Below are 19,913 nucleotides of genomic sequence, written 5' to 3'. Positions count from 1 at the left end.
GCTGCGGACCGTACGGGTGGGAGGCCTTCCGCGGGGGCGGGCAGGCAGGCCCGGGCAAGCGGAAGGAACAGGACGGGAGGACAACGTTCTGCCGTCGCTCTTCTACTGATCAGAAGATCAATGGGGGCGGGAGACGCCCGTCACAGAAGTGGAAGAGCGATTGGTACTGCACGATCGACTTCGGTCCATTGCAGCCCCACCTCCTCCGGCCGGTCCCCCTTGAGGGACGTCCTGTCTCCGGAGCCTTGAAACAACGCTTCTGCGTGCGGCCCCGAACAGCTGTCAACACTATCAGCCGACGGATGGTCAAGACCCGCCCTTTACCCGGCTGATAGGAGTTCTATGCTCGCTCCATGGCAGAAATTCTGGCTCTCGTCGAGGCCCGGCTGCGCACCGCGTTCGGCGAACCCGACGCACGCGCCGCCGTCACCTTCCTGGGCACCGACCGCATCGAGGTACTCCGCTTCGCCGAGGGCGACCTCGTGCGGTACGCGACCCTCGGGATGTCCGCGCACCCGATGACCGATCCGACCGATGTCGTCGCCGACCCCGTACGCGGGCCGCGCGCCGAGCTGGTGCTGACCGTACGGGGAGGGCTCGCGCCCACCGACAAGCTGCTCAGGCCGCTCGCGGTCCTGGCCGCCTCCCCGCAGGTGGAGGGGCTGATCGTGGCCCCCGGGGCCTCGCTCGACGTGGGCGAACCGCTCTGGGAGGGGGCATCGTTCAGCACCGTCCTCGTGGCCGAACCGGGGGGACTGGTGGAGGACCTGGAGCTGGACGAGCCCATGGACCCGGTCCGGTTCCTCCCCCTCCTCCCCATGACCGCGAACGAGGCGGCCTGGAAGCGGGTGCACGGCGCGGCCGCCCTCCAGGAACGCTGGCTCGCGCGCGGCACGGATCTGCGGGATCCTCTGCGTACGGCTGTCGCACTGGACTGAGACGGGCACCGGCCGCCCGGACGGGTGATCGCGTCTTGACGGGGCGCCGGGCGGGGAGGAGCGTGGCTTCTTATGAGGGGCGAACCAACTTGCCCGAAGTGCGGTGGCCGGGTCAGGGCGCCCGGTCTCTTCTCCGACTCCTGGCAGTGCGCGGTGCACGGCGCTGTCCACCCCCTGCAACCCCCCATCCCGCCCAGCGTCGAGGGCCTGGGCGTGGTCGTGCACCGGGCGCGGGTGCCGGTGTGGATGCCGTGGCCGCTCCCCGTGGGATGGCTGTTCACCGGCGTGGCGTCCGCCGGTGACGACCGCAGCGGGGGCCGGGCGACGGTCGTGGCCTGCTCGGGTCCCGGTCCGCTCGGCGGCATGGGCGAGATGCTGCTGATCGCCGAGGAGCTCGGCGTCGGCCTGGGCGCGCGGTTCGCGGGCATCGAGGGCCCCGACCCCGGCTCGTACATCGACGTGTCGTCCCCACCGCACGCCAAGGTGGTCGCGGCGGGCCGGCCGACTCCGCTGTGGCACCTCAACGGGGTCCCCGACGACCGGGCGGTCTTCGCGGGCGAGGCGCGGGGCCTGTGGCTCTGGGCCGTCGTCTGGCCGGAGCAGTCCGGCCTCCTGCTGTACGACGAGCTCGTCCTCACCGATGTGCGCGAGGCGGGAGCCGAGGTCGAGCTCCTGCCCTGCGGGGCCCTGAGCCCGCGCATCCTGGGTCCGGTCTGACCTCCGACCGCTGACGAGGGGGCCCTTCGGCCCCGGTTATCCTGGAGTGTCTCCCCCAGCTACCGCTGGGCGGTGCCCCCACCGTCCGTTCGAAAACCTGGAGCCAGGCTGTGCGTATCGACCTGCACACCCACTCCACGGCCTCCGACGGTACGGACACCCCCGCCGAGCTGGTGCTGGGCGCCGCCGCGGCGGGGCTGGACGTGATCGCGCTGACCGACCACGACACCGTCGCCGGATACGCCGAAGCCATTGCCGCGCTGCCCGCCGGGCTGACGCTGGTGACCGGGGCCGAGCTGTCCTGCCGGCTCGACGGGGTCGGGATGCACATGCTCGCGTACCTCTTCGATCCCGAGGAGCCCGAGCTCTCCCGTGAGCGCGAGCTCGTACGCGACGACCGCACCCCCCGCGCGCAGACCATGGTCGGCAAGCTGCAGGCGCTCGGCGTGGACGTCACCTGGGAGCAGGTGGCGCGGATCGCCGGCGAGGGCTCGGTGGGGCGGCCGCACATCGCGACCGCGCTGGTCGAGCTGGGCGTCGTACCGACCGTGTCGGATGCCTTCACGCCGGACTGGCTCGCCGACGGCGGCCGCGCGTACGCCCAGAAGCACGAGCTCGACCCCTTCGACGCCATCCGCCTGGTCAAGGCGGCCGGCGGTGTCACCGTCTTCGCGCACCCCGCCGCCGTCAAGCGCGGCGAATGCGTGCCCGAGGCCGCGATAGCCGAGCTGGCGGCCGCCGGTCTGGACGGCATCGAGGTGGACCACATGGACCACGACACCGACACCCGCGCGCGGCTGCGCGGCCTGGCGGCGGACCTCGGGCTGCTGACCACCGGATCCAGCGACTACCACGGCAGTCGCAAGACCTGCCGCCTCGGGGAGTACACGACCGACCCCGAGATCTACGGCGAGATCACGCGCCGTGCGACCGGGGCCTTCCCCGTGCCGGGCGCCGGCGGACGCGCGCGCTAGGCCGTTCCCTCCCCTTCGGAAACGGGCTCGCTCCTCCCGTCCCCCTGCCTTTTCTTCGCAACACCCCTCTCTCCTGCAAGGCCTCACTGTGTTTGATTTCGCTGTCTTCGGATCCCTTTTTCTCACGCTTTTTGTGATTATGGACCCCCCGGGGATCACGCCGATCTTCCTCGCCCTGACCTCCGGACGCCCCGCCAAGGTGCAGCGCCGCATGGCCTGGCAGGCCGTCTGCGTGGCCTTCGGCGTCATCGCCGTCTTCGGTCTCTGCGGTCAGCAGATCCTGGACTACCTGCACGTATCGGTTCCGGCCCTGATGATCGCCGGTGGTCTGCTGCTCCTGCTCATCGCGCTCGACCTGCTCACCGGCAAGACCGACGAGCCGAAGCAGACCAAGGACGTGAACGTCGCCCTCGTCCCGCTGGGCATGCCGCTGCTGGCCGGGCCCGGTGCCATCGTGTCCGTGATCCTGGCCGTGCAGAAGGCCGACGGGGTCAGCGGCCAGGTCTCCGTCTGGGGCGCGATCATCGCCATGCACGTCGTGCTGTGGATCACCATGCGCTACTCGCTCGTGATCATCCGGGTCATCAAGGACGGCGGCGTCGTCCTCGTGACGCGGCTCGCCGGCATGATGCTCTCCGCGATCGCCGTCCAGCAGATCATCAACGGCGTGCTCCAGGTGGTCCGCGGCGCCTGACGCGCGCGCCGGCGTACGACGAACGCCCCCGCACCGGATCGGTGCGGGGGCGTCGGTGTTCTCGACGTAGCGGTGCGAATCGTCAGGAGGACGCACTCTCGGCCGGTCGGATCAGAATGCGCTGGCCGACGGCGGCCGCCTGCTGCACGATCCGGTTGACGGAGGCCGCGTCCACGACGGTGCTGTCCACGGCAGATCCGTCGACATCGTCCAGGCGCAGAATTTCGAAGCGCACGGGGCTTCTCCCTTCGTCAGTGTTCTCCTTGCACTGGTTCAACGAAGTGTAAGAGGCAAACATTCCCTACGCTAAGGAAATTTTTTCACTCGCTAAGTACTAGCGGGTGGAGGAGTCCCAGAACGCCGCCAGCGCACCCGCTGTGACCTGCGGATTCTCCGCATTGGGGGAGTGCTCGGCGGACGGTACGACGACCCGCTCGGCCCCCAGGCGGCGGGCCATCTCATCCAGCAGCGGGATCGGCCAGGCGTAGTCGACCACCCCGGACAGGACCAGCTTCGGCAGCGCGACCGCCGCCAGCTCCTCCACCCGGTCGGGCTCGGAGATCAGCACCCGGCCGGTGACGATCAACTGCTCGGGGACGGTGGCCAGCCACCGGGCGCGCAGGAACTCCGCGAGCTCGGGGGAGTCCGAGGCCGCGTCCTCCGTGTCGTGGGACCGCATCAGCGCCCAGATGCCGGGCATGTCCTCGCCCATCGCCTCCAGCGCGGCGACCAGCAGCTTCGTACGGGCCTGCTGCTCCTCGGAGATCGCGGCCGGCCCGCTGCTCAGCAGGGTGAGGGAGGCGAAGGGGGCCGGATCGCGGAGCACGGCGGCGCGCGAGACCAGCCCGCCGAGCGAGTGGCCGACCAGGTGCACCGGGCCCCCGCCCAGGGCCGCGGCCTGCGCCAGGACGTCCCGCGCCAGCTCCTCCAGGGCGTACGCCGACTCCTCGCGCGGACCGGGGGTCTCGTACTGGCCGCGCCCGTCGACCGCGACGACCCGGTAGCCGGCGGCGGAGAGGGGTTCCAGGAGGGCGATGAAGTCCTCCTTGCTGCCCGTGAAGCCGGGGACCAGCAGGGCGGTCCCGCGGACGGGCTCACCCGCCTCGTGCACGGCGAAGTCGCCGCGGGCGGTCGAGAGGCGGTACGCGCGGGCGGCGGCGGGCAGGGTGAGGCGCGGCGGCTTGCTCATGGGCCAGAGGTTACCGGCCCGTACGGGACGGTAAGGCCCGGGTACGCCGACGGCCCCGGCCCCCCTCGAAGGGGGACCGGGGCCGTCGGTGCGGGCGTACCGGCTGCTTAGGCCTTCGGCGCCTGGGTGGCCTTGCGGGGCCGCGTGGTCCGGCGGGCCTTGACGGGCTCGACGGGCGGGGCCATCTGGAAGTCCGGCTCCGGGGCCTCGACCACACCGGCCACGACCTTGCGGGTCCGGGTGCGCTTCGGCACGACCGGGGCCTCCTCGGCCACGGCGGCGACCGGAGCGGCCTCCGCGACCTTGCGGGCGCGGGTGCGCTTCGGCTTGGCCGGGGCCTCCTCGGCCACGGCGACGGCGGCGACCGGCGCCTCGACCTCGGCGGCCTCGGCGACCGCTGCGACGGCCTTGCGGGTGCGGGTGCGCTTCGGCTTGACCGGAGCCTCCTCGACCACGGCGACGGCGGCGACCGGCGCCTCGACGACGGCGGCCTCGGCGACCGCTGCGACGGCCTTGCGGGTGCGGGTGCGCTTCGGCTTGACCGGAGCCTCCTCGACCACGGCGGCGACCGGCGCCTCGACGACCGGAGCCACGGCGACCGGAGCGGCCTCCACGACCTCCACGGCCTGAGCCGGTACCGCGGCCACACGGGTGCGGCGGCGGCGCGGCCTGCGCGGCTCGTCGGCGGCCGGAGCCGCCGCGGGGGCGTCGGGAGCCTCCGTCACCGGGGTGACGGCCTCGCCCTCGGCGCCCAGGTCGGTGCCGCCGCGGGTGCGGCGACGCTGGCGCGGGGTCCGCGTACGGGCCGGACGCTCCTCCGTGACCACGGCGGCTGCGGCCGGACCGCGGCCGCCACGGCCACCGCGGCCGCCGGTCTCGCCCAGGTCCTCGAGGTCCTCGGCCTTCAGGCCGGCCCGCGTGCGCTCGGCGCGCGGCAGGACGCCCTTGGTGCCGGCCGGGATGTTCAGCTGCTCGAACAGGTGCGGGGACGTGGAGTACGTCTCGACCGGCTCGTGGAAGTCCAGCTCCAGCGCCTTGTTGATCAGCTGCCAACGCGGGATGTCGTCCCAGTCGACCAGGGTGACGGCGATGCCCTTGTTGCCCGCGCGGCCGGTACGGCCCACGCGGTGCAGGAAGGTCTTCTCGTCCTCCGGCGTCTGGTAGTTGATGACGTGGGTGACACCCTCGACATCGATGCCGCGCGCGGCGACGTCGGTGCACACCAGCACGTCGACCTTGCCGTTGCGGAACGCGCGCAGAGCCTGCTCGCGGGCGCCCTGGCCCAGGTCGCCGTGGACGGCGCCCGAGGCGAAGCCGCGCTTCTCCAGCTGCTCGGCGATGTCGGCCGCCGTGCGCTTGGTACGGCAGAAGATCATGGCCAGGCCACGGCCCTCGGCCTGCAGGATGCGGGAGACCAGCTCCGGCTTGTCCATGTTGTGCGCGCGGAAGACGTGCTGCGCGATGTTGGCGACGGTCGCGCCCTCGCCGTCCTCGGAGACGGCGCGGATGTGCGTGGGCTGCGTCATGTACCGGCGGGCCAGGCCGATGACCGCGCCCGGCATGGTCGCCGAGAACAGCATCGTCTGACGCTTCGGCGGCAGGTAGTTCATGATCTTCTCGACGTCGGGCAGGAAGCCCAGGTCGAGCATCTCGTCGGCCTCGTCCAGGACGAGGGCGCGGATGTGCGACAGGTCGAGCTTCTTCTGTCCGGCCAGGTCGAGCAGGCGGCCCGGGGTGCCGACGATGATGTCGACGCCCTTCTTGAGCGCCTCGACCTGGGGCTCGTACGCGCGGCCGCCGTATATGGCGAGGACGCGGACGTTGCGGACCTTGCCCGCGGTCAGGAGGTCGTTGGTGACCTGGGTGCACAGCTCGCGGGTCGGAACCACCACGAGGGCCTGCGGGGCGTCGGTCAGCTGCTCGGGCTTGGCCCGGCCCGCCTCGACGTCCGCGGGGACGGTGACCCGCTCCAGCAGGGGAAGGCCGAAACCGAGCGTCTTGCCGGTACCGGTCTTGGCCTGGCCGATGACGTCCGTGCCGGAAAGGGCGACGGGGAGGGTCATCTCCTGGATCGGGAAGGGGGACACAATGCCGACGGCCTCAAGGGCTTCGGCCGTCTCGGGAAGGATCCCGAGGTCTCGGAACGTAGTCAGGGTGCTGCCTCTTCTGTGAGACGCGGCGCGAGGCGGCGAGGGGGGTCGTACCGTGCCGTGCTTGCAGTACTGCTACGTACGAAGCTGCGCGGGACCACTAGCCTTCGCTCAGGCGCATCTGCCGCTGAGGGGGCCCCTCGTAAGAGGCGGTACGCATGAACGTACGCACCACACCGAGGGCGGTCGGTTGGAGCCGATCGGGCCACCGACCGGGCATCCTCATTCGGATGGCCCGCCGAGTGTTCGGCAGGCGCATTACCACTGTACCCCGGAATCGCGCAGGTGTGTCGGGCGAATTCACCGCCCCGGCGTGTTTAGGTGGACTGACCAGGAGGTTCGCCGCCGCTTTCGGCGGGCTATTGTGCGGTGCATGTCGACCGTTGAAAACGCCTCGCCCGCCGACGACAGCACCCCCGCGGAAGCGGTGGGCATCGCCGCCCAGGACTGGGTGACCGCCTCTGCCTCGCCGCAGTACCGGGCCGCCGTCGTGGACCTGCTCGGCGCGCTCGCGTACGGAGAACTCGCGGCGTTCGAGCGCCTCGCCGAGGACGCGAAGCTCGCGCCCACCCTCGACGACAAGGCCGAGCTCGCCGCCATGGCCTCCGCCGAATTCCACCACTTCGAGCGGCTGCGCGACCGGCTCGCCGCGATCGACGCCGAGCCCACCGCCGCCATGCAGCCCTTCGCCAAGGGCGTGGACGACTTCCACCGCCAGACCGCGCCGTCGGACTGGCTGGAAGGCCTGGTCAAGGCGTACGTCGGCGACTCGATCGCCAGCGACTTCTACCGCGAGGTCGCCAGCCACCTCGACACCGACACCCGTGCGCTCGTCCTCGGCGTGCTCGACGACACCGGCCACGGCAACTTCGCCGTCGAGAAGGTGCGCGCGGCGATCGAGGCCGACCCGCGCGTCGGCGGCCGGCTCGCGCTGTGGGCGCGCCGGCTGATGGGCGAGGCCCTTTCGCAGGCCCAGCGCGTGGTCGCCGAGCGCGACGCGCTCTCCACCATGCTGGTGGGCGGCGTCGACGGGATGGCGGCGGGCTTCGACCTGGCGGCCGTCGGCGAGATGTTCACCCGCATCACCAAGGCGCACACCAAGCGGATGGCGGCCCTCGGCCTCGCCGCCTGAGCCGGACCCCGGATGTACGACGGCCCCGGAGTGCGTGATCGCGCTCCGGGGCCGCCTTGCGTCTACGGGTCTACAGGTCTACGGGCCTACGGGTCAGCCCCGCGACGGGAGTGAAAACGGAGTCCGGTGGGAGGACCTGCGGGGCCCCGCGGCCGGCCGGAGCAACAGGGACAGCACCACCGCCGCGACGAGCACCGCGCCGACGAACGTGGCCGTCAGGGTGTTGTGCCCGGGGCCCAGCGCGAAGTGGGTGAGGTACGCCCCGAACAGCGCTCCCAAGACCCCGCTGACCAGCACGACCCTGAGGGAAGGCAGCCGACGCGCGAGCACTCGGGCGGCTGTCGCGGACAGGGCGAGGCCCAGCAGAGCGGAGCCGAGCACTTCCATCAGCAGCATGAGGTCTCTCCCATACGTCAGGGCAAACCGGGTCACTGCCGTCCTACCCGAAGCGGAAGACACGGAAACGGCCCGGTGGAATCAACCACCGGGCCGTTTCCGACTGTTCTCAGAGCGCGCCGAAGCCGACCTTGCGCGCGCTCGGCTCGCCCAGGTCCACGTAGGACAGGCGGTCGGACGGCACCAGGACCTTGCGGCCCTTGTTGTCGGTGAGGCTCAGCAGCGGCGTTGAACCGTTCAGAGCGGCGGCGACGATGCTCTCCAGCTCCTCCGCACTCAGGTCGCTTTCCAGCACGATCTCCCGGGGTGCGTGCTGCACGCCGATCTTGACCTCCACGGCTTTGTCCCTCCGACGATCCGGTTCGCGCGATCAGCCGCGCCGTACGCGGTCCACATTAGCCCGGAGAGGGGATGGGAACCGCGCGGAGCGGACACGCTGGCAGCGAACACCGGCCGGCGCGAACCCGCGGCCCGTCAGCCCTCGCTGCCGTGCAGCGGGAAGCCCGCGATACCGCGCCAGGCGAGCGAGGTCAGCAGGCCGACCGCCGTGTCGCGGGCCACCGGGCTCTCGCTGGAAAGCCAGTAGCGCGCCACGACCTGGGAGACACCGCCCAGACCCACGGCGAGGAGCATCGACTCGTCCTTCGACAGGCCGGTGTCCTCGGCGATGACGTCCGAGATGGCCTCGGCGCACTGGAGCGAGACGCGGTCGACGCGCTCGCGCACGGCCGGCTCGTTCGTCAGGTCGGACTCGAAGACCAGCCGGAAGGCGCCGCCCTCGTCCTCCACGTACGCGAAGTACGCGTCCATCGTCGCGGCCACACGCAGCTTGTTGTCCGTCGTCGACGCGAGCGCGGTGCGCACGGCGAGCAGCAGGGCCTCGCAGTGCTGGTCCAGCAGCGCCAGGTAGAGGTCGAGCTTGCCGGGGAAGTGCTGGTACAGCACCGGCTTGCTCACTCCGGCACGCTCGGCGATGTCGTCCATCGCCGCCGCGTGGTAACCCTGCGCGACGAAAACCTCCTGGGCCGCGCCCAGCAGCTGGTTGCGTCGGGCTCGGCGCGGCAGTCGCGTGCCCCGCGGACGCGCTGCTTCGGTCTGCTCGATGGCTGTCACGCCGCCTCCCACTTTCTCTAAGAACACAGTGCGCTCTGCGCCGCGCCGCCATCGTACTTTTCGGTAACCGAATCTGTAGGGTTCAAGCCGAGTTTTCTCGCGGTACGGACCGCCGGAGGCGCTGGTCAGCGGTAGTCGTCCTCGTCCAACGGCACCACCCGCGCCTGCTCGGCCGCGTCACCGTCAGCGGCGTCGTCCCGTGTCCGACCGGTGAGCGGGTCGTCCTCGTGCGGCTGCAGTTCCGCCAGCTGCTCCGCCACATCCGCCTCGGGCGCCTCCGCGTCCACAGCTTCAGGAAAAGGCTCCCGGAAGGTATCCGGCTCCGCAGGGTCGACAGTCATTCCGCTCCCCTCGCTTCCTTGTGCTCACTATGAGCCTAGGAGGATCGCGGATACCCCGCTATAGGGATCCGTATGCGTCTGTGACCGCGAACACAAGAAGACCGACGTGATCCTCTCGTAACATTGCCCGCATGTCTTCGACCGAGCTGCCGGGTGTACGGTCCACCACCGAGCTGTCCTCCCTGGTGGGGGCGGTCCGGGTGGCCGATGGGGAGCAGCTGCGCACCGCCGCGCTGCCCGGGCTGGAACTCGCGGTCCGGGTGCGCCCGCCCGTCCGTACCGGCCTGCCGCCCGCGCTGTTCGTCCACGGACTCGGCGGTTCCTCGCAGAACTGGTCCGACCTGATGGCGCAGCTCGCGGACACCGTCGACGGCGAGGCCGTCGACCTGCCGGGCTTCGGCTGGTCCCCGCCGCCCGCCGACCGGGACTACTCCGTCACCGCCTTCGCCCGCGCCGTCATCCGGCACCTCGACGCCGCCGGGCGCGGCCCGGTCCACCTGTTCGGGAACTCCCTCGGCGGCGCCGTCTCCACCCGCGTCGCCGCCGTCCGCCCCGACCTCGTCCGCACCCTGACGCTGGTCTCGCCGGCCCTGCCCGAGCTGCGCGTGCAGAAGTCGGCCGTGCCGACCGCGCTGCTCGCCGTGCCCGGAGTGGCGGCGCTCTTCGGCCGGTTGACGCGCGGCCTGACCGCCGAACAGCGCACCAGAGGAGTGACGGACCTCTGTTACGGAGACCCCGCCCGGGTGACACCGGACGGCTTCCGCCACGCCGTGGAGGAGATGGAGCGGCGGATGTCCCTGCCGTACTTCTGGGACGCCATGACCCGCTCCTCGCGCGGCATCGTCGACGCCTACACCCTGGGCGGGCAGCACGGGCTGTGGCGCCAGGCACAGCGCGTCCTCGCGCCGACCCTGCTCGTCTACGGTGGCAGGGACCAGCTCGTCTCGTACCGTATGGCGCGCAAGGCCGCCGCGGCCTTCCGGGGTTCGCGGCTGCTGAGCCTGCCCGAGGCCGGGCACGTGGCGATGATGGAGTACCCCGAGGTGGTGGCCGCGGCCTTCCGGGAGCTGCTGCGAGATACCGACGAAGACGGCAGAGGCTGAGGACCGTGGGACGACATAGTCGCAAGGACCCCGCCCCTGCCCCGGCTCCCGCCCGGCCCGCGCCCGAGCCGGCTCCGGCGGAGCCCGACCCCCTTCCGTACGAACGGTTCGAGGCGTACGAGCCGTACGAACGGTTCGAGGCGTTCGAGCCGTACGAGCGGTACGAGCCGTACGGGGAACCGCGCGTCCGGTCCTGGCCGGAACCCACCGTCACCCACCAGGGGTACGTGGCCCAGGACCCGTTCCTTCCCGGCGGCCACCCCGAGCAGTACGAGCCCGGCGGCGCCTGGGGGACCGGCGCCGACTCCGTGTACGGGGACTGGCGCGGGGTCCCGCGCACGCGCGGCGCGCACCCGGCCGCCACCGCCCCCGTCCTGGACACCGATACCCCCGCCTTCGGCACCCCCGCGGTGGGATTCCCGCAGATCACCCTGGACCCGCCCGCGCCCACCCCCGCTTACATCCCGCCGGCGCCCCGGCGGGTCGGCCGGCCCGCGCCCGACGCCGTCACCTCCACCGGCTCGCACCGCCGGGTGCCCGGGCCGCGCAAGCCGGCCGATGCCGCCCAGCCGGTGGCGGAGCCCCCGGGCTCCGGGCGCGGCTCGAAGGTCCGCACCTACACCGGCATGGCCGCCGCGGCCGTCACCACCGTCCTCGCCGTCGTCGTCGCCGTCCAGGTGGTCAACGACCGGGACGGTGCCCCGCACGGCACGCTCGCCGCCAAGGACGACGGCCGGGCCGACGCCGCGGCGCACCGCCCCGACGGCACACCGACGCCGGACGGGGCCGCCGCGGCGCCCTCGGTGTCCGCGCCGGCCTCCGCGCCCGCTCCCGCGCAGGAGCCGACGTACGAGCAGAAGATGGCCCAGCAGCTGCCGATCGACGCGAAGCTCACCGGGCCCGGGACCTTCGACACCGTGCCCGGCGTGGCCAAGGCCCCCGGCAAGGGCAAGCTCGTGCGCTACCGGGTCGACGTCGAGCAGGGGCTGGGCCTGGACGCGCAGCTCTTCGCCGAGGCCGTCCACCGCACCCTCAACGACGACCGCAGCTGGGGCCACGGCGGGACGAAGACCTTCGAGCGGGTGCCGGGCGGCGAGGCCGACTTCGTGATCACCCTGGCCAGCCCGGGGACCACCGGGGCCTGGTGCGCCAAGTCCGGGCTCGACACCACCGTCGACAACGTCTCCTGCGACTCCGCGTCCACCGACCGCGTGATGATCAACGCGTTCCGCTGGGCGCAGGGCTCGCCGACGTACGGCCCGGACCAGATGTTCGCCTACCGCCAGATGCTCATCAACCACGAGGTCGGCCACCGCCTCGGACACGGCCACGTCAGCTGCCGCACACCCGGCGCGCTCGCCCCGATCATGCAGCAGCAGACCAAGTCTCTCGATGTCGACGGCATCCAGTGCAAGCCCAACCCGTGGGTGTTTCCGGGCAGTTGACGGACGGACCGGATCGGCGTTGACAACGTGTCCGATCATCGGCAATGGTTCTCCGCATGTCGCACCACCACACCATGACCGCGAGCGCCGCCATTGAGCTGGCGCTGCTTGGTGTGACCGCGCACAGCGTGGCCGACATCTTCTGTCGCTGACGCCTGCCCGTCTGCGCCGCGACCTTTCCCTTCTTCCGCCGCGCCCGGGTGTACGTATGCCCGCGGGCGCGGCTTCTTCCGTTCGGCTCCCTCTTTTCGGCTCCGACCGCTGACCGCTGCCCCTCGCGTGGCACTTCCTTCCTTCCTTCACGCCGAGAGGTCAGTCCTTCCCATGTCCCGTCCGAAGTTCCGTCAGTCCCACATATCGCGCCGCGTGGCCGCGGTCGCCGTCAGCCTCGTCCTGGCCGGGGGCGCCGCGGCCTGCGGGCCCAAGGACGGCGCGGACCAGGCCGGTGCCGGCGACAAGGCGGGGGCAGCCGGGGGTGCGCCGCAGAAGGGCGGCACCCTCACCGTCCTCAACACCGAGCCGCAGGAGGACTTCGACCCGGCCCGGCTCTACACCTCGGGCGGCGGAAACGTCCCCTCGCTGGTCTTCCGTACGCTGACCACCCGCAACCGCGAAGGCGGCGCGGCCGGCGCGAAGGTCGTGCCCGACCTCGCGACCGACATCGGCAAGCCCAACGCCGACGCCACCGAATGGACCTTCACCCTCAAGGACGGGCTGAAGTACGAGGACGGCAGCCCGATCACCACCGCCGACATCAAGTACGGCATCGAGCGGTCCTTCGCCGCCGAGCTGTCGGGCGGCGCCCCCTACCTGCGGGACTGGCTGGTCGGCGGGGAGACCTACGAGGGCCCGTACAAGGACGGCGGCAAGGGGCTCGACTCCATCGTCGTGCCCGACACGAAGACGATCGTCTTCAAACTGCGCAAGCCCGAGGGCGATTTCCCCTTCGTCGCCACGCAGACGCAGTTCGCGCCCGTGCCCAAGGCCAAGGACACCGGCGTGAAGTACGAGGAGCACCCGATCTCCTCCGGCCCGTACAAGGTCGTCAAGAACGAGAACGACGGCGAGCACCTCACCCTGGAGCGCAACGAGCACTGGGACCCGAAGACCGACGAGGAGCGCAAGGCCTACCCGGACGCCATCGACGTCCGCGCCGGCCTCGACGCCGCGGTCGTCAACCAGCGCCTGACCACCAGCTCCGGCCCCGACGCGGCCGCCATCACCACCGACACCAACCTCGGCCCGGCCGAGCTCGCCCAGATCGGCGACAACAAGGAGCTCTCCTCCCGCGTCGGCACCGGCCACTTCGGCTACATCAACTACCTGGCCTTCAACCCGAAGGTGGCCCCCTTCGACAACCCGAAGGTCCGCCAGGCCATCTCCTACGCCATCAACCGCACCAGCGTGATCAACGCCGCGGGCGGCTCCGCGCTGGCCGAGCCGGCCACCACCTTCCTGCCCGAGCACGAGGCCTTTGGCTTCGCGCCCTACGACCACTTCCCGGCGGGCAAGACCGGCGACCCGGCCAAGGCCAAGGAGGTGCTGAAGGAGGCGGGCTACCCCGACGGCCTCACCATCACCCTGACCCACTCCAACGCGCAGAACCGGCAGACCAGCCCCGAGGTCGCCACCGCCGTGCAGCAGGCGCTCGCCGCCGCCGGGATCACGGTCAAGCTGGAGGGCCTGGAGAACAACGCCTTCAACGAGCGGCGCTGGGACGCCAAGAACACGCCCGGCTTCTTCCTCTCCCGGTGGGGCGCCGACTGGCCCTCCGGCGGCCCCTTCCTCGCGCCGATCTTCGACGGCCGGCAGATCGTCGCCAACGGCTCCAACTACAACCACGCGCAGCTGAACGACCCGGCCGTGAACGCCGAGATCGACGAGATCGCCAAGCTGACCGACACCGCAGCGGCCGCCAAGCGCTGGGGCGCCCTCGACAAGAAGATCGGCGAGCAGGCCCTGGACGTGCCGCTCTTCCACCCGGTCTACAAGCGGCTCGTCGGCAAGGACGTCAAGAACGTCGTCATCAGCGACTGGACCGGCGTCCTCGACATCTCGCAGGTCGCGGTCAAGTGAGCATCACCGTCAGGCAGTCGGTGACCGCGCCCGGGATCGGCACCCCGGGCGCGGGCTCCGCGCGCCAGGTCTGGCGCCGCCTGCGCCGCCGCCCCTCGGCCGCCCTGGCCGCCGGCGTCCTGGCGCTGCTCGTCCTCCTCGCCCTCGCGGCGCCCCTGCTCGCCCAGCTCAGCGGACAGGACCCGAACGCGTACCACGACGAGCTCGTGGACTCGGCGCGCGGCGGGGTCCCGTTCGGCTCTTTCGGCGGGATCTCCGCCGACCACTGGCTCGGCGTCGAGCCCGGCACCGGCCGCGACCTGTTCACCCGGCTCGTGTACGGCGCGCGGATCTCCCTGCTCGTTGCCCTCGGCGCCACCGCCGTGCAGGTCTTCGTCGGGGTGGTCGCGGGACTCGCCGCCGCGCTCGGCAACCGCTTCGTGGGCCAGGTCATCGGCCGGTTGACCGATGTGATGATCGCGCTGCCCATGCTGGTGCTCGGGATCGCCCTCACCGCCGTCGTACCGCCCGACTTCCCGCGCCCGCTGCTGCTGATCCTGATCATCGGACTGCTCGACTGGGGCGGCATCGCGCGGATGGTGCGCGCCCAGACCCTCGCCCTGCGCGGCCTGGACTTCGTGGACGCCGCCCGGCTGGCTGGGAACGGGACGGTGCGGATCGCCCGCCGGGAACTGCTGCCCTCGCTGGCCGCGCCGGTCATCACCTTCGCCGCGATCAAGGTGCCCACCGCCATGGTGGCCGAGGCCTCGCTCTCCTTCCTCGGGGTCGGCGTGAAGCCGCCCACTCCCTCCTGGGGGCAGATGCTGTCCAGCGCCCAGACTTGGTTCCGCGCCGACCCCATGTACGTCCTGCTCCCCGCCGGGCTGCTCTTCGCCACCGTGCTCGCCTTCACCGTGCTCGGCGACGCGGTACGCACGGCACTCGACCCGCGCGAAGGCTCGCGCCTGCGGGTCGGCACCAGAAAGGAGCGCACGGCGTGACCCGCTTCGTGCTCAAACGGCTCGGCGGGGCACTGCTCGTGCTCCTCGCCCTGTCCGTCGTCGTCTACGCCCTCTTCTACGTCGCCCCCGGCGACCCCGCGCGCCTCGCCTGCGGAGAGCGCTGCAACCCGCAGCAGATCGCCCAGGTGCGGGAACGGATCGGGCTCAACGAACCCCTGGTCATGCAGTACCTGCACTTCCTCCAGGGACTGCTGCTGGGCCGCGACCACTCCGGCGGCGCCGGGCTCGTACTGCACTGCGACGCGCCCTGCCTCGGCTTCTCGTACCGCAACGACCAGCAGGTCACCGCGCTGATCCTGGACCGGCTGCCCGCCACCCTGTCGCTCGCGCTGGGCGCGCTGGTGATCTGGCTGGTCATCGGGGTCGGCACCGGGCTGCTCTCCGCGCTGCGGCGCGGCGGAATCACCGAGCGGGCGCTGACCGTCCTGACCCTCGCCGGGACCGGCACCCCCGTCTTCATCCTCGGCCTGCTGCTGCTCATGGGGGCTTGCGCGTACTTGCAGTGGCTGCCGTTCCCGACGTACGTGCCGCTGAGCAAGGACCCCGAGCAGTGGGCCTGGAACCTGCTGCTGCCGTGGGTGACGCTCGGCCTCTTCGAGAGCGCCAAGTACGCGCGGCTCACGCGGAGTTCGACCCTGGAGACGCTCGCCGAGGACCACATCCGGACCTTCCGCGCCTACGGGGTGGGGGAGCGGGCCGTCGTCACCCGGCACGCGGTGCGCGGGGCGGTCGCCCCCGTGATCGCGCTCAGCGCCGTGGACTTCGGCACGATGATCGGCGGCGCGGTGCTGACGGAGTCGCTGTTCGGGATTCCCGGGCTCGGCAAGACGCTGATGGACGGCGTGAAGATCGTGGACCTGCCGGTCGTCGTGGGCATCGTCCTGTCCATCGGCGCGGCCGTGGTCCTCGCGGGCGCGATCGCCGACGTGCTGTACGCCGTGGCGGACCGAAGGGTGGCCCTCGCATGACCGAGTCGCTGGTGGACGTGACCGGCCTGGTGGTCGACTTCCCGGTCGGCGGGCCGGGCGAGTACGTACGGGCCGTGGACGGGGTCTCCTTCACCCTGGAGGCGGGCCGCGCGCTGGGCATCGTCGGCGAATCCGGAAGCGGAAAGTCCACGGTGGCGGCGGCTCTGCTCGGGCTGCACCACGGAACGGGCGCGCGGCTGGCCGGCACCGTCCGGGTGGGCGGCACCGACGTGGCCTCGGCCACGGCGGCGCAGCTGCGCCGGCTGCGGGGCGGGACCGCGGCCATGGTCTTCCAGGACCCGCTGAGCTCCCTGGACCCCTACTACGCCATCGGCGACCAGATCGCCGAGGTCTACCGGGTCCACACGGACGCCTCCCGGCGGGCCGCGCGGGCCCGGGCCGTCGAGGTGCTGGACCGGGTGGGCATCCCGGACGCGGTACGCCGCTCACGGGCGCGGCCGCACGAGTTCAGCGGCGGCATGCGGCAACGGGCCCTGATCGCCATGGCGTTGGCCTGCGAGCCGCGGCTGCTGATCGCCGACGAGCCGACCACCGCGCTGGACGTCACCGTCCAGGCCCAGATCCTGGACCTGCTGCACGGGCTGCGGGAGGAGCGGGGGCTGGGGCTGCTGCTGGTCACCCACGATGTGGGGGTGGCGGCGGAGAGCGTGGAGGAGCTGCTGGTCATGCGGGGCGGCTCCGCCGTGGAGCGGGGGGCGGTGGGCCGGGTCCTGTCCGCCCCGGCCGATCCCTACACCAAGGCCCTGCTGGCTGCGGTGCCGAGGCTCGACGCGCCGCGGGGTTCCCGGGCTCTGCCCGGACCCGCGCCTCAAACGCCGGCGGGGCTCAAAGATCGGGGCTCCGCCCCGGACCCCGCGCCTCAAACTCCCCCAGCTACCGCTGGGAGGGGCCCCCAGGCGGGGCTGGATGTGCCCGTCGTCGAAGGGTTTGGGCTGCGGCGGGAGTTCGGGCGGGGGAAGAAGCGGGTCGTCGCCGTTGGCGGGGTGTCGGTGGCGGTGCGGGCCGGGGAGACGCTCGGGATCGTCGGGGAGAGCGGCAGCGGCAAGAGCACGCTCGGGCGGATGCTCGTCGGGCTGCTGGAGCCGACGGCCGGGCAGGTGCGGCACGCGGGCGTCGAGGTCACCGGAATCGCGGACGGCGTGCAGATGGTGTTCCAGGACCCCGTCTCCTCCCTCAACCCGCGGCGCTCCATCGGCGAGTCCATCGCCGACCCGCTGCGCGCCGCGGGGGAGCGGGACGAGGCCGGCATCCGGGCCCGGGTCGGGGAGCTGCTGCTCCGCGTCGGGCTGGAGGCCGGGCACTACGACCGCTACCCGCATGAGTTCAGCGGCGGCCAGCGCCAGCGGGTCGGGATCGCGCGGGCGCTCGCGCCCCGCCCCCGGCTCATCGTCTGCGACGAGCCGGTGTCCGCCCTCGACGTGACCACGCAGGCGCAGGTCACCGCCCTGCTGGCCGAGCTCCAGCGGGAACTCGGCATCGCGCTGGTCTTCATCGCCCACGACCTCGCGGTGGTCCGGCAGGTCAGCGACCGCGTCGCCGTCATGCGGGGCGGCGAGATCGTGGAGGAGGGTCCGGTGGACGAGGTCTACGACCGTCCGGCCCACCCGTATACCCGGCAGCTGCTGGCCGCCGTACCGGTGCTGGACCCCGGGCTGGCCGCCGAGCGCCGCACGTCGCGGCAGGAGGTGTTCGCGTAACGCCTTCCCAGTACGCCTTCTTAGCGTGCTCGAACGCGAACCGTACGGGAAAGTTACGACTCTTCACCCCTTCCGGTGGCGCGACGGACAACCGTCCGTCGCGCCTTCGGCATATCCGCTTGAGTTCTTCCGCGGCGGGTCGCCGGACCGACGGCGACCGCCCTGAACGGGAGATCGGGGGTGCCACTCGTGCGGATCGGACTGCTCACGGAAGGTGGTTATCCGTTTGCCACGGGAGAGGCGAGGCTGTGGTGCGACCGGCTCGTGCGCGGGCTCCCGCAGCACGAGTTCGAGCTCTACGCACTGAGCCGCAGCGCCGAGCAGGAACGCACAAGGGTGCCGCTGCCCGAGCACGTCACCCAGGTCCGGACCGCCCCGCTGTGGGCCCCGGCCGACGACGGGCGGACGTACTCCCGGCGCGAACGCCGGCGGTTCGCCGACTGTTTCAGGGAGCTGGTCCACGGGATCTGTGCCGGTGAGCCCGGATCCTTCGCGTCGGGGCTCTACGGCCTCGCCGAACTCGCCTGCGAACAGGGCGGGCTGTACGCGGCCCTGCGCTCCGAATCCGCGGTGCGGCTGCTGGAATCCGCCTGCCGGGCGCCGGGCGCGGGCCGCGGCGTGCAGGCGGCGCAGGTGCCGGACCTGCTGGAGTTCGTGGACGAACTGGAGCGGATGCTGCGGCCGTTGTCCCTCGACTGGTACGAGGAGCCCGGCAGCCTCGGCGCGGCCGACATCTGCCACGCGGCCGCGGGCGGGGTCGCGGCGCTCCCCGGACTCCTGGCCAAACGCTTCTTCGGGGTCCCGCTGCTGGTCACCGAGTACGGGGTCCAGCTGCGGGCCCACTACCTGGACCACCGGCCCGACGCGCGGCCGGCCGTACGGGCCCTGCTCGCCGCCTTCCACATCCGGCTGGCCGGCGAGATCTACGACCGGGCCGACCTGCTGACCCCAGGCAACGCGCACGCGCGGCGCTGGCAGGAGCGGTGCGGGGCCACCCGGGACCGGGTGCGGACGGTGTACCCCGGGATGGAGGCGGACCGATTCGCCACCGTCGGGGAGGCCGCGGACTGCGGGGACCCCGACACCCTCGTGTGGGTCGGCCGGATAGAGCCCGCCAAGGACCTCATCGCCCTGCTGCACGCCTTCGCGGAGGTGCGCAGGGCCGCGCCGCAGACCCGGCTGCGGATCTTCGCCACGGCGGTGGCGGCCGACTACCTCGCCGACTGCAAGTCCCTGGCGGCGCAGCTGTTCCCCGACGAGGCCGCCGACGCCGTCACGGTCGGGGAGAACCCCGTCACCTTCGAGGAGATCGGCGGACCCGACGCGCCGTCCTCGGCGGAGGCGTACGGGTCCGGGCGGGTCGTCGTCCTGTCCTCCGTGATCGAGGGCTTCCCGATCACCCTGGCCGAGGCGATGTTCTGCGGCCGGGCCACCGTGTCCACGGATGTCGGTGCGGTGGTCGAGGTCATCGGGGGCACGGGGCTCGTGGTCCCGCCGCGCAACCCGCGGGCCCTCGCCGAGGCCTGCCTCTCGCTGCTGGGCGACCCCGAGCGCGCCCAGCGGCTGGGCGCCGCCGCCCGTGCCAGGGCGCTGGAGCTGTTCACCGTCGAGCAGAACGTGGCCGCCTTCCAGGAGATCTACCTGCGGCTGCTGGCCCGCGGATCCGCCCGGCCGGACGGGGAGATCCCCTTCGCCCAGCCGCCGGAGGCGCGGGTCCCCGGCCACTGGACCACCCCCACCTGGGCCCCCGTCCCGGAGGCGACCGCATGACCCCACACTCAGCCTCGCCGGGGGCACACCCGGCCCCAGCCCTGGCCTCGGCCCCGGCACCCGCTGCCCCTCCACCCGGAGCCATGGCGCTCCCTGCCGTGCCGGGGGCAGCTTCGGCCTCGGCGGGGGCATTTCCAGCCTCGCCGGCGTTTGAGGCGCGGGGTCCGGGGCGGAGCCCCGGCGGCGGC

20 protein-coding genes are annotated in these 19,913 nt (G+C 72.3%); 13 read left to right on the top strand and 7 right to left on the bottom strand.

The features are described 5' to 3' along the window. Window positions 1-353 precede the first annotated feature (353 nt). The 4 genes from ACFWBN_RS33995 to ACFWBN_RS33980 all read left to right on the top strand — a co-directional run bounded on the left by ACFWBN_RS33995 (window position 354) and on the right by ACFWBN_RS33980 (window position 3,323). Window positions 354-938 carry a suppressor of fused domain protein gene (locus ACFWBN_RS33995; protein ID WP_385183711.1) on the top strand — a complete coding sequence of 195 codons (585 nt, stop codon included), beginning with the start codon at window positions 354-356 and terminating at the stop codon, window positions 936-938. A gap of 72 nt (window positions 939-1,010) precedes the next feature. Continuing rightward, entirely contained in the window at window positions 1,011-1,655 is a 645-nt protein-coding gene (locus ACFWBN_RS33990) for a DUF6758 family protein (RefSeq protein ID WP_385183706.1), read from the top strand. Window positions 1,656-1,765: 110 nt separating this feature from the next. Continuing rightward, entirely contained in the window at window positions 1,766-2,629 is an 864-nt protein-coding gene (locus tag ACFWBN_RS33985; protein ID WP_385183703.1) for a PHP domain-containing protein, read from the top strand. Window positions 2,630-2,717: 88 nt separating this feature from the next. Then, a complete protein-coding gene (locus ACFWBN_RS33980; RefSeq protein WP_385183700.1) occupies window positions 2,718-3,323 on the top strand; it encodes a MarC family protein in 606 nt (201 codons plus the stop codon). A gap of 82 nt (window positions 3,324-3,405) precedes the next feature. On the opposite strand, the gene ACFWBN_RS33975 is transcribed toward ACFWBN_RS33980, so the two are convergent. The 3 genes from ACFWBN_RS33975 to ACFWBN_RS33965 form a co-directional block, all read right to left on the bottom strand. After that, entirely contained in the window at window positions 3,406-3,558 is a 153-nt protein-coding gene (locus ACFWBN_RS33975) for a hypothetical protein (RefSeq protein WP_166663124.1), read from the bottom strand. Between the two features lie 99 nt (window positions 3,559-3,657). After that, window positions 3,658-4,512 (bottom strand): alpha/beta fold hydrolase, encoded by an 855-nt coding sequence (locus tag ACFWBN_RS33970; RefSeq protein ID WP_385183696.1) that lies wholly within the window; start codon window positions 4,510-4,512, stop codon window positions 3,658-3,660. 107 nt (window positions 4,513-4,619) lie between these two features. Further along, the gene (locus tag ACFWBN_RS33965) at window positions 4,620-6,575 is read right to left on the bottom strand and encodes a DEAD/DEAH box helicase (protein WP_385183693.1); all 1,956 of its coding nucleotides are present in this window, start codon (window positions 6,573-6,575) and stop codon (window positions 4,620-4,622) included. Window positions 6,576-7,035: 460 nt separating this feature from the next. On the opposite strand from ACFWBN_RS33965, the gene ACFWBN_RS33960 reads away from it, so the two are divergent. Beyond that, window positions 7,036-7,794 (top strand): ferritin-like fold-containing protein, encoded by a 759-nt coding sequence (locus tag ACFWBN_RS33960; RefSeq protein WP_385183690.1) that lies wholly within the window; start codon window positions 7,036-7,038, stop codon window positions 7,792-7,794. A 93-nt stretch (window positions 7,795-7,887) separates the two neighbouring features. Here ACFWBN_RS33960 and ACFWBN_RS33955 read toward each other — a convergent pair whose 3' ends face one another. The 4 genes from ACFWBN_RS33955 to ACFWBN_RS33940 all read right to left on the bottom strand — a co-directional run bounded on the left by ACFWBN_RS33955 (window position 7,888) and on the right by ACFWBN_RS33940 (window position 9,644). Then, on the bottom strand, window positions 7,888-8,190 hold the full coding sequence (locus tag ACFWBN_RS33955) for a hypothetical protein (RefSeq protein WP_385183687.1): 303 nt from the start codon (window positions 8,188-8,190) through the stop codon (window positions 7,888-7,890). Window positions 8,191-8,299: 109 nt separating this feature from the next. Beyond that, a complete protein-coding gene (locus tag ACFWBN_RS33950) occupies window positions 8,300-8,527 on the bottom strand; it encodes a DUF3107 domain-containing protein (protein ID WP_385183684.1) in 228 nt (75 codons plus the stop codon). Between the two features lie 137 nt (window positions 8,528-8,664). Further along, window positions 8,665-9,303 (bottom strand): TetR/AcrR family transcriptional regulator, encoded by a 639-nt coding sequence (locus tag ACFWBN_RS33945; RefSeq protein ID WP_215011841.1) that lies wholly within the window; start codon window positions 9,301-9,303, stop codon window positions 8,665-8,667. A 125-nt stretch (window positions 9,304-9,428) separates the two neighbouring features. Continuing rightward, window positions 9,429-9,644 (bottom strand): hypothetical protein, encoded by a 216-nt coding sequence (locus tag ACFWBN_RS33940; protein ID WP_385183679.1) that lies wholly within the window; start codon window positions 9,642-9,644, stop codon window positions 9,429-9,431. 131 nt (window positions 9,645-9,775) lie between these two features. Here ACFWBN_RS33940 and ACFWBN_RS33935 point away from each other — a divergent pair, with 131 nt between their 5' ends. From ACFWBN_RS33935 to ACFWBN_RS33900, 8 genes are all read left to right on the top strand, one after another. After that, entirely contained in the window at window positions 9,776-10,747 is a 972-nt protein-coding gene (locus ACFWBN_RS33935; RefSeq protein ID WP_385183676.1) for an alpha/beta fold hydrolase, read from the top strand. A 5-nt stretch (window positions 10,748-10,752) separates the two neighbouring features. Then, entirely contained in the window at window positions 10,753-12,192 is a 1,440-nt protein-coding gene (locus tag ACFWBN_RS33930; RefSeq protein ID WP_385183673.1) for a DUF3152 domain-containing protein, read from the top strand. A gap of 56 nt (window positions 12,193-12,248) precedes the next feature. After that, on the top strand, window positions 12,249-12,344 hold the full coding sequence (locus tag ACFWBN_RS33925; RefSeq protein ID WP_314243733.1) for an Ms4533A family Cys-rich leader peptide: 96 nt from the start codon (window positions 12,249-12,251) through the stop codon (window positions 12,342-12,344). 172 nt (window positions 12,345-12,516) lie between these two features. Next, window positions 12,517-14,268 carry an ABC transporter substrate-binding protein gene (locus ACFWBN_RS33920; RefSeq protein ID WP_385183670.1) on the top strand — a complete coding sequence of 584 codons (1,752 nt, stop codon included), beginning with the start codon at window positions 12,517-12,519 and terminating at the stop codon, window positions 14,266-14,268. Further along, window positions 14,265-15,248: an ABC transporter permease gene (locus ACFWBN_RS33915; protein WP_385183667.1), complete on the top strand. Its 984-nt coding sequence runs from the start codon at window positions 14,265-14,267 to the stop codon at window positions 15,246-15,248. Before ACFWBN_RS33920 ends, ACFWBN_RS33915 begins: the two co-directional genes overlap by 4 nt. Next, a complete protein-coding gene (locus ACFWBN_RS33910) occupies window positions 15,245-16,237 on the top strand; it encodes an ABC transporter permease (protein ID WP_385183663.1) in 993 nt (330 codons plus the stop codon). The genes ACFWBN_RS33915 and ACFWBN_RS33910 overlap by 4 nt, the downstream gene beginning before the upstream one ends. After that, window positions 16,234-17,955, top strand: a complete 1,722-nt coding sequence (locus ACFWBN_RS33905; protein WP_385183660.1) for a dipeptide ABC transporter ATP-binding protein — start codon at window positions 16,234-16,236, stop codon at window positions 17,953-17,955. The genes ACFWBN_RS33910 and ACFWBN_RS33905 overlap by 4 nt, the downstream gene beginning before the upstream one ends. A 189-nt stretch (window positions 17,956-18,144) precedes the next feature. After that, the gene (locus tag ACFWBN_RS33900; RefSeq protein WP_385183771.1) at window positions 18,145-19,725 is read left to right on the top strand and encodes a DUF3492 domain-containing protein; all 1,581 of its coding nucleotides are present in this window, start codon (window positions 18,145-18,147) and stop codon (window positions 19,723-19,725) included. Window positions 19,726-19,913: the final 188 nt, after the last annotated feature.

The organism is Streptomyces sp. NPDC059989, assembly GCF_042736975.1.
Lineage (GTDB): Bacteria > Actinomycetota > Actinomycetes > Streptomycetales > Streptomycetaceae > Streptomyces.
The sequence above is the reverse complement of the archived record's forward strand: the minus strand, read 5'-3'. Positions and strand labels throughout refer to the sequence as shown.

What these genes read in the sequence shown, in the direction of transcription:
- ACFWBN_RS33905 (WP_385183660.1), top strand. Translation starts at nt 16,234, where the DNA reads ATGACCGAGTCGCTGGTGGACGTGACCGGCCTGGTGGTCGACTTCCCG.
- ACFWBN_RS33940 (WP_385183679.1), bottom strand. Translation starts at nt 9,644, where the DNA reads ATGACTGTCGACCCTGCGGAGCCGGATACCTTCCGGGAGCCTTTTCCT.
- ACFWBN_RS33925 (WP_314243733.1), top strand. Translation starts at nt 12,249, where the DNA reads ATGTCGCACCACCACACCATGACCGCGAGCGCCGCCATTGAGCTGGCG.
- ACFWBN_RS33920 (WP_385183670.1), top strand. Translation starts at nt 12,517, where the DNA reads ATGTCCCGTCCGAAGTTCCGTCAGTCCCACATATCGCGCCGCGTGGCC.
- ACFWBN_RS33960 (WP_385183690.1), top strand. Translation starts at nt 7,036, where the DNA reads ATGTCGACCGTTGAAAACGCCTCGCCCGCCGACGACAGCACCCCCGCG.
- ACFWBN_RS33970 (WP_385183696.1), bottom strand. Translation starts at nt 4,512, where the DNA reads ATGAGCAAGCCGCCGCGCCTCACCCTGCCCGCCGCCGCCCGCGCGTAC.
- ACFWBN_RS33955 (WP_385183687.1), bottom strand. Translation starts at nt 8,190, where the DNA reads ATGCTGCTGATGGAAGTGCTCGGCTCCGCTCTGCTGGGCCTCGCCCTG.
- ACFWBN_RS33990 (WP_385183706.1), top strand. Translation starts at nt 1,011, where the DNA reads ATGAGGGGCGAACCAACTTGCCCGAAGTGCGGTGGCCGGGTCAGGGCG.
- ACFWBN_RS33935 (WP_385183676.1), top strand. Translation starts at nt 9,776, where the DNA reads ATGTCTTCGACCGAGCTGCCGGGTGTACGGTCCACCACCGAGCTGTCC.
- ACFWBN_RS33965 (WP_385183693.1), bottom strand. Translation starts at nt 6,575, where the DNA reads ATGACCCTCCCCGTCGCCCTTTCCGGCACGGACGTCATCGGCCAGGCC.
- ACFWBN_RS33995 (WP_385183711.1), top strand. Translation starts at nt 354, where the DNA reads ATGGCAGAAATTCTGGCTCTCGTCGAGGCCCGGCTGCGCACCGCGTTC.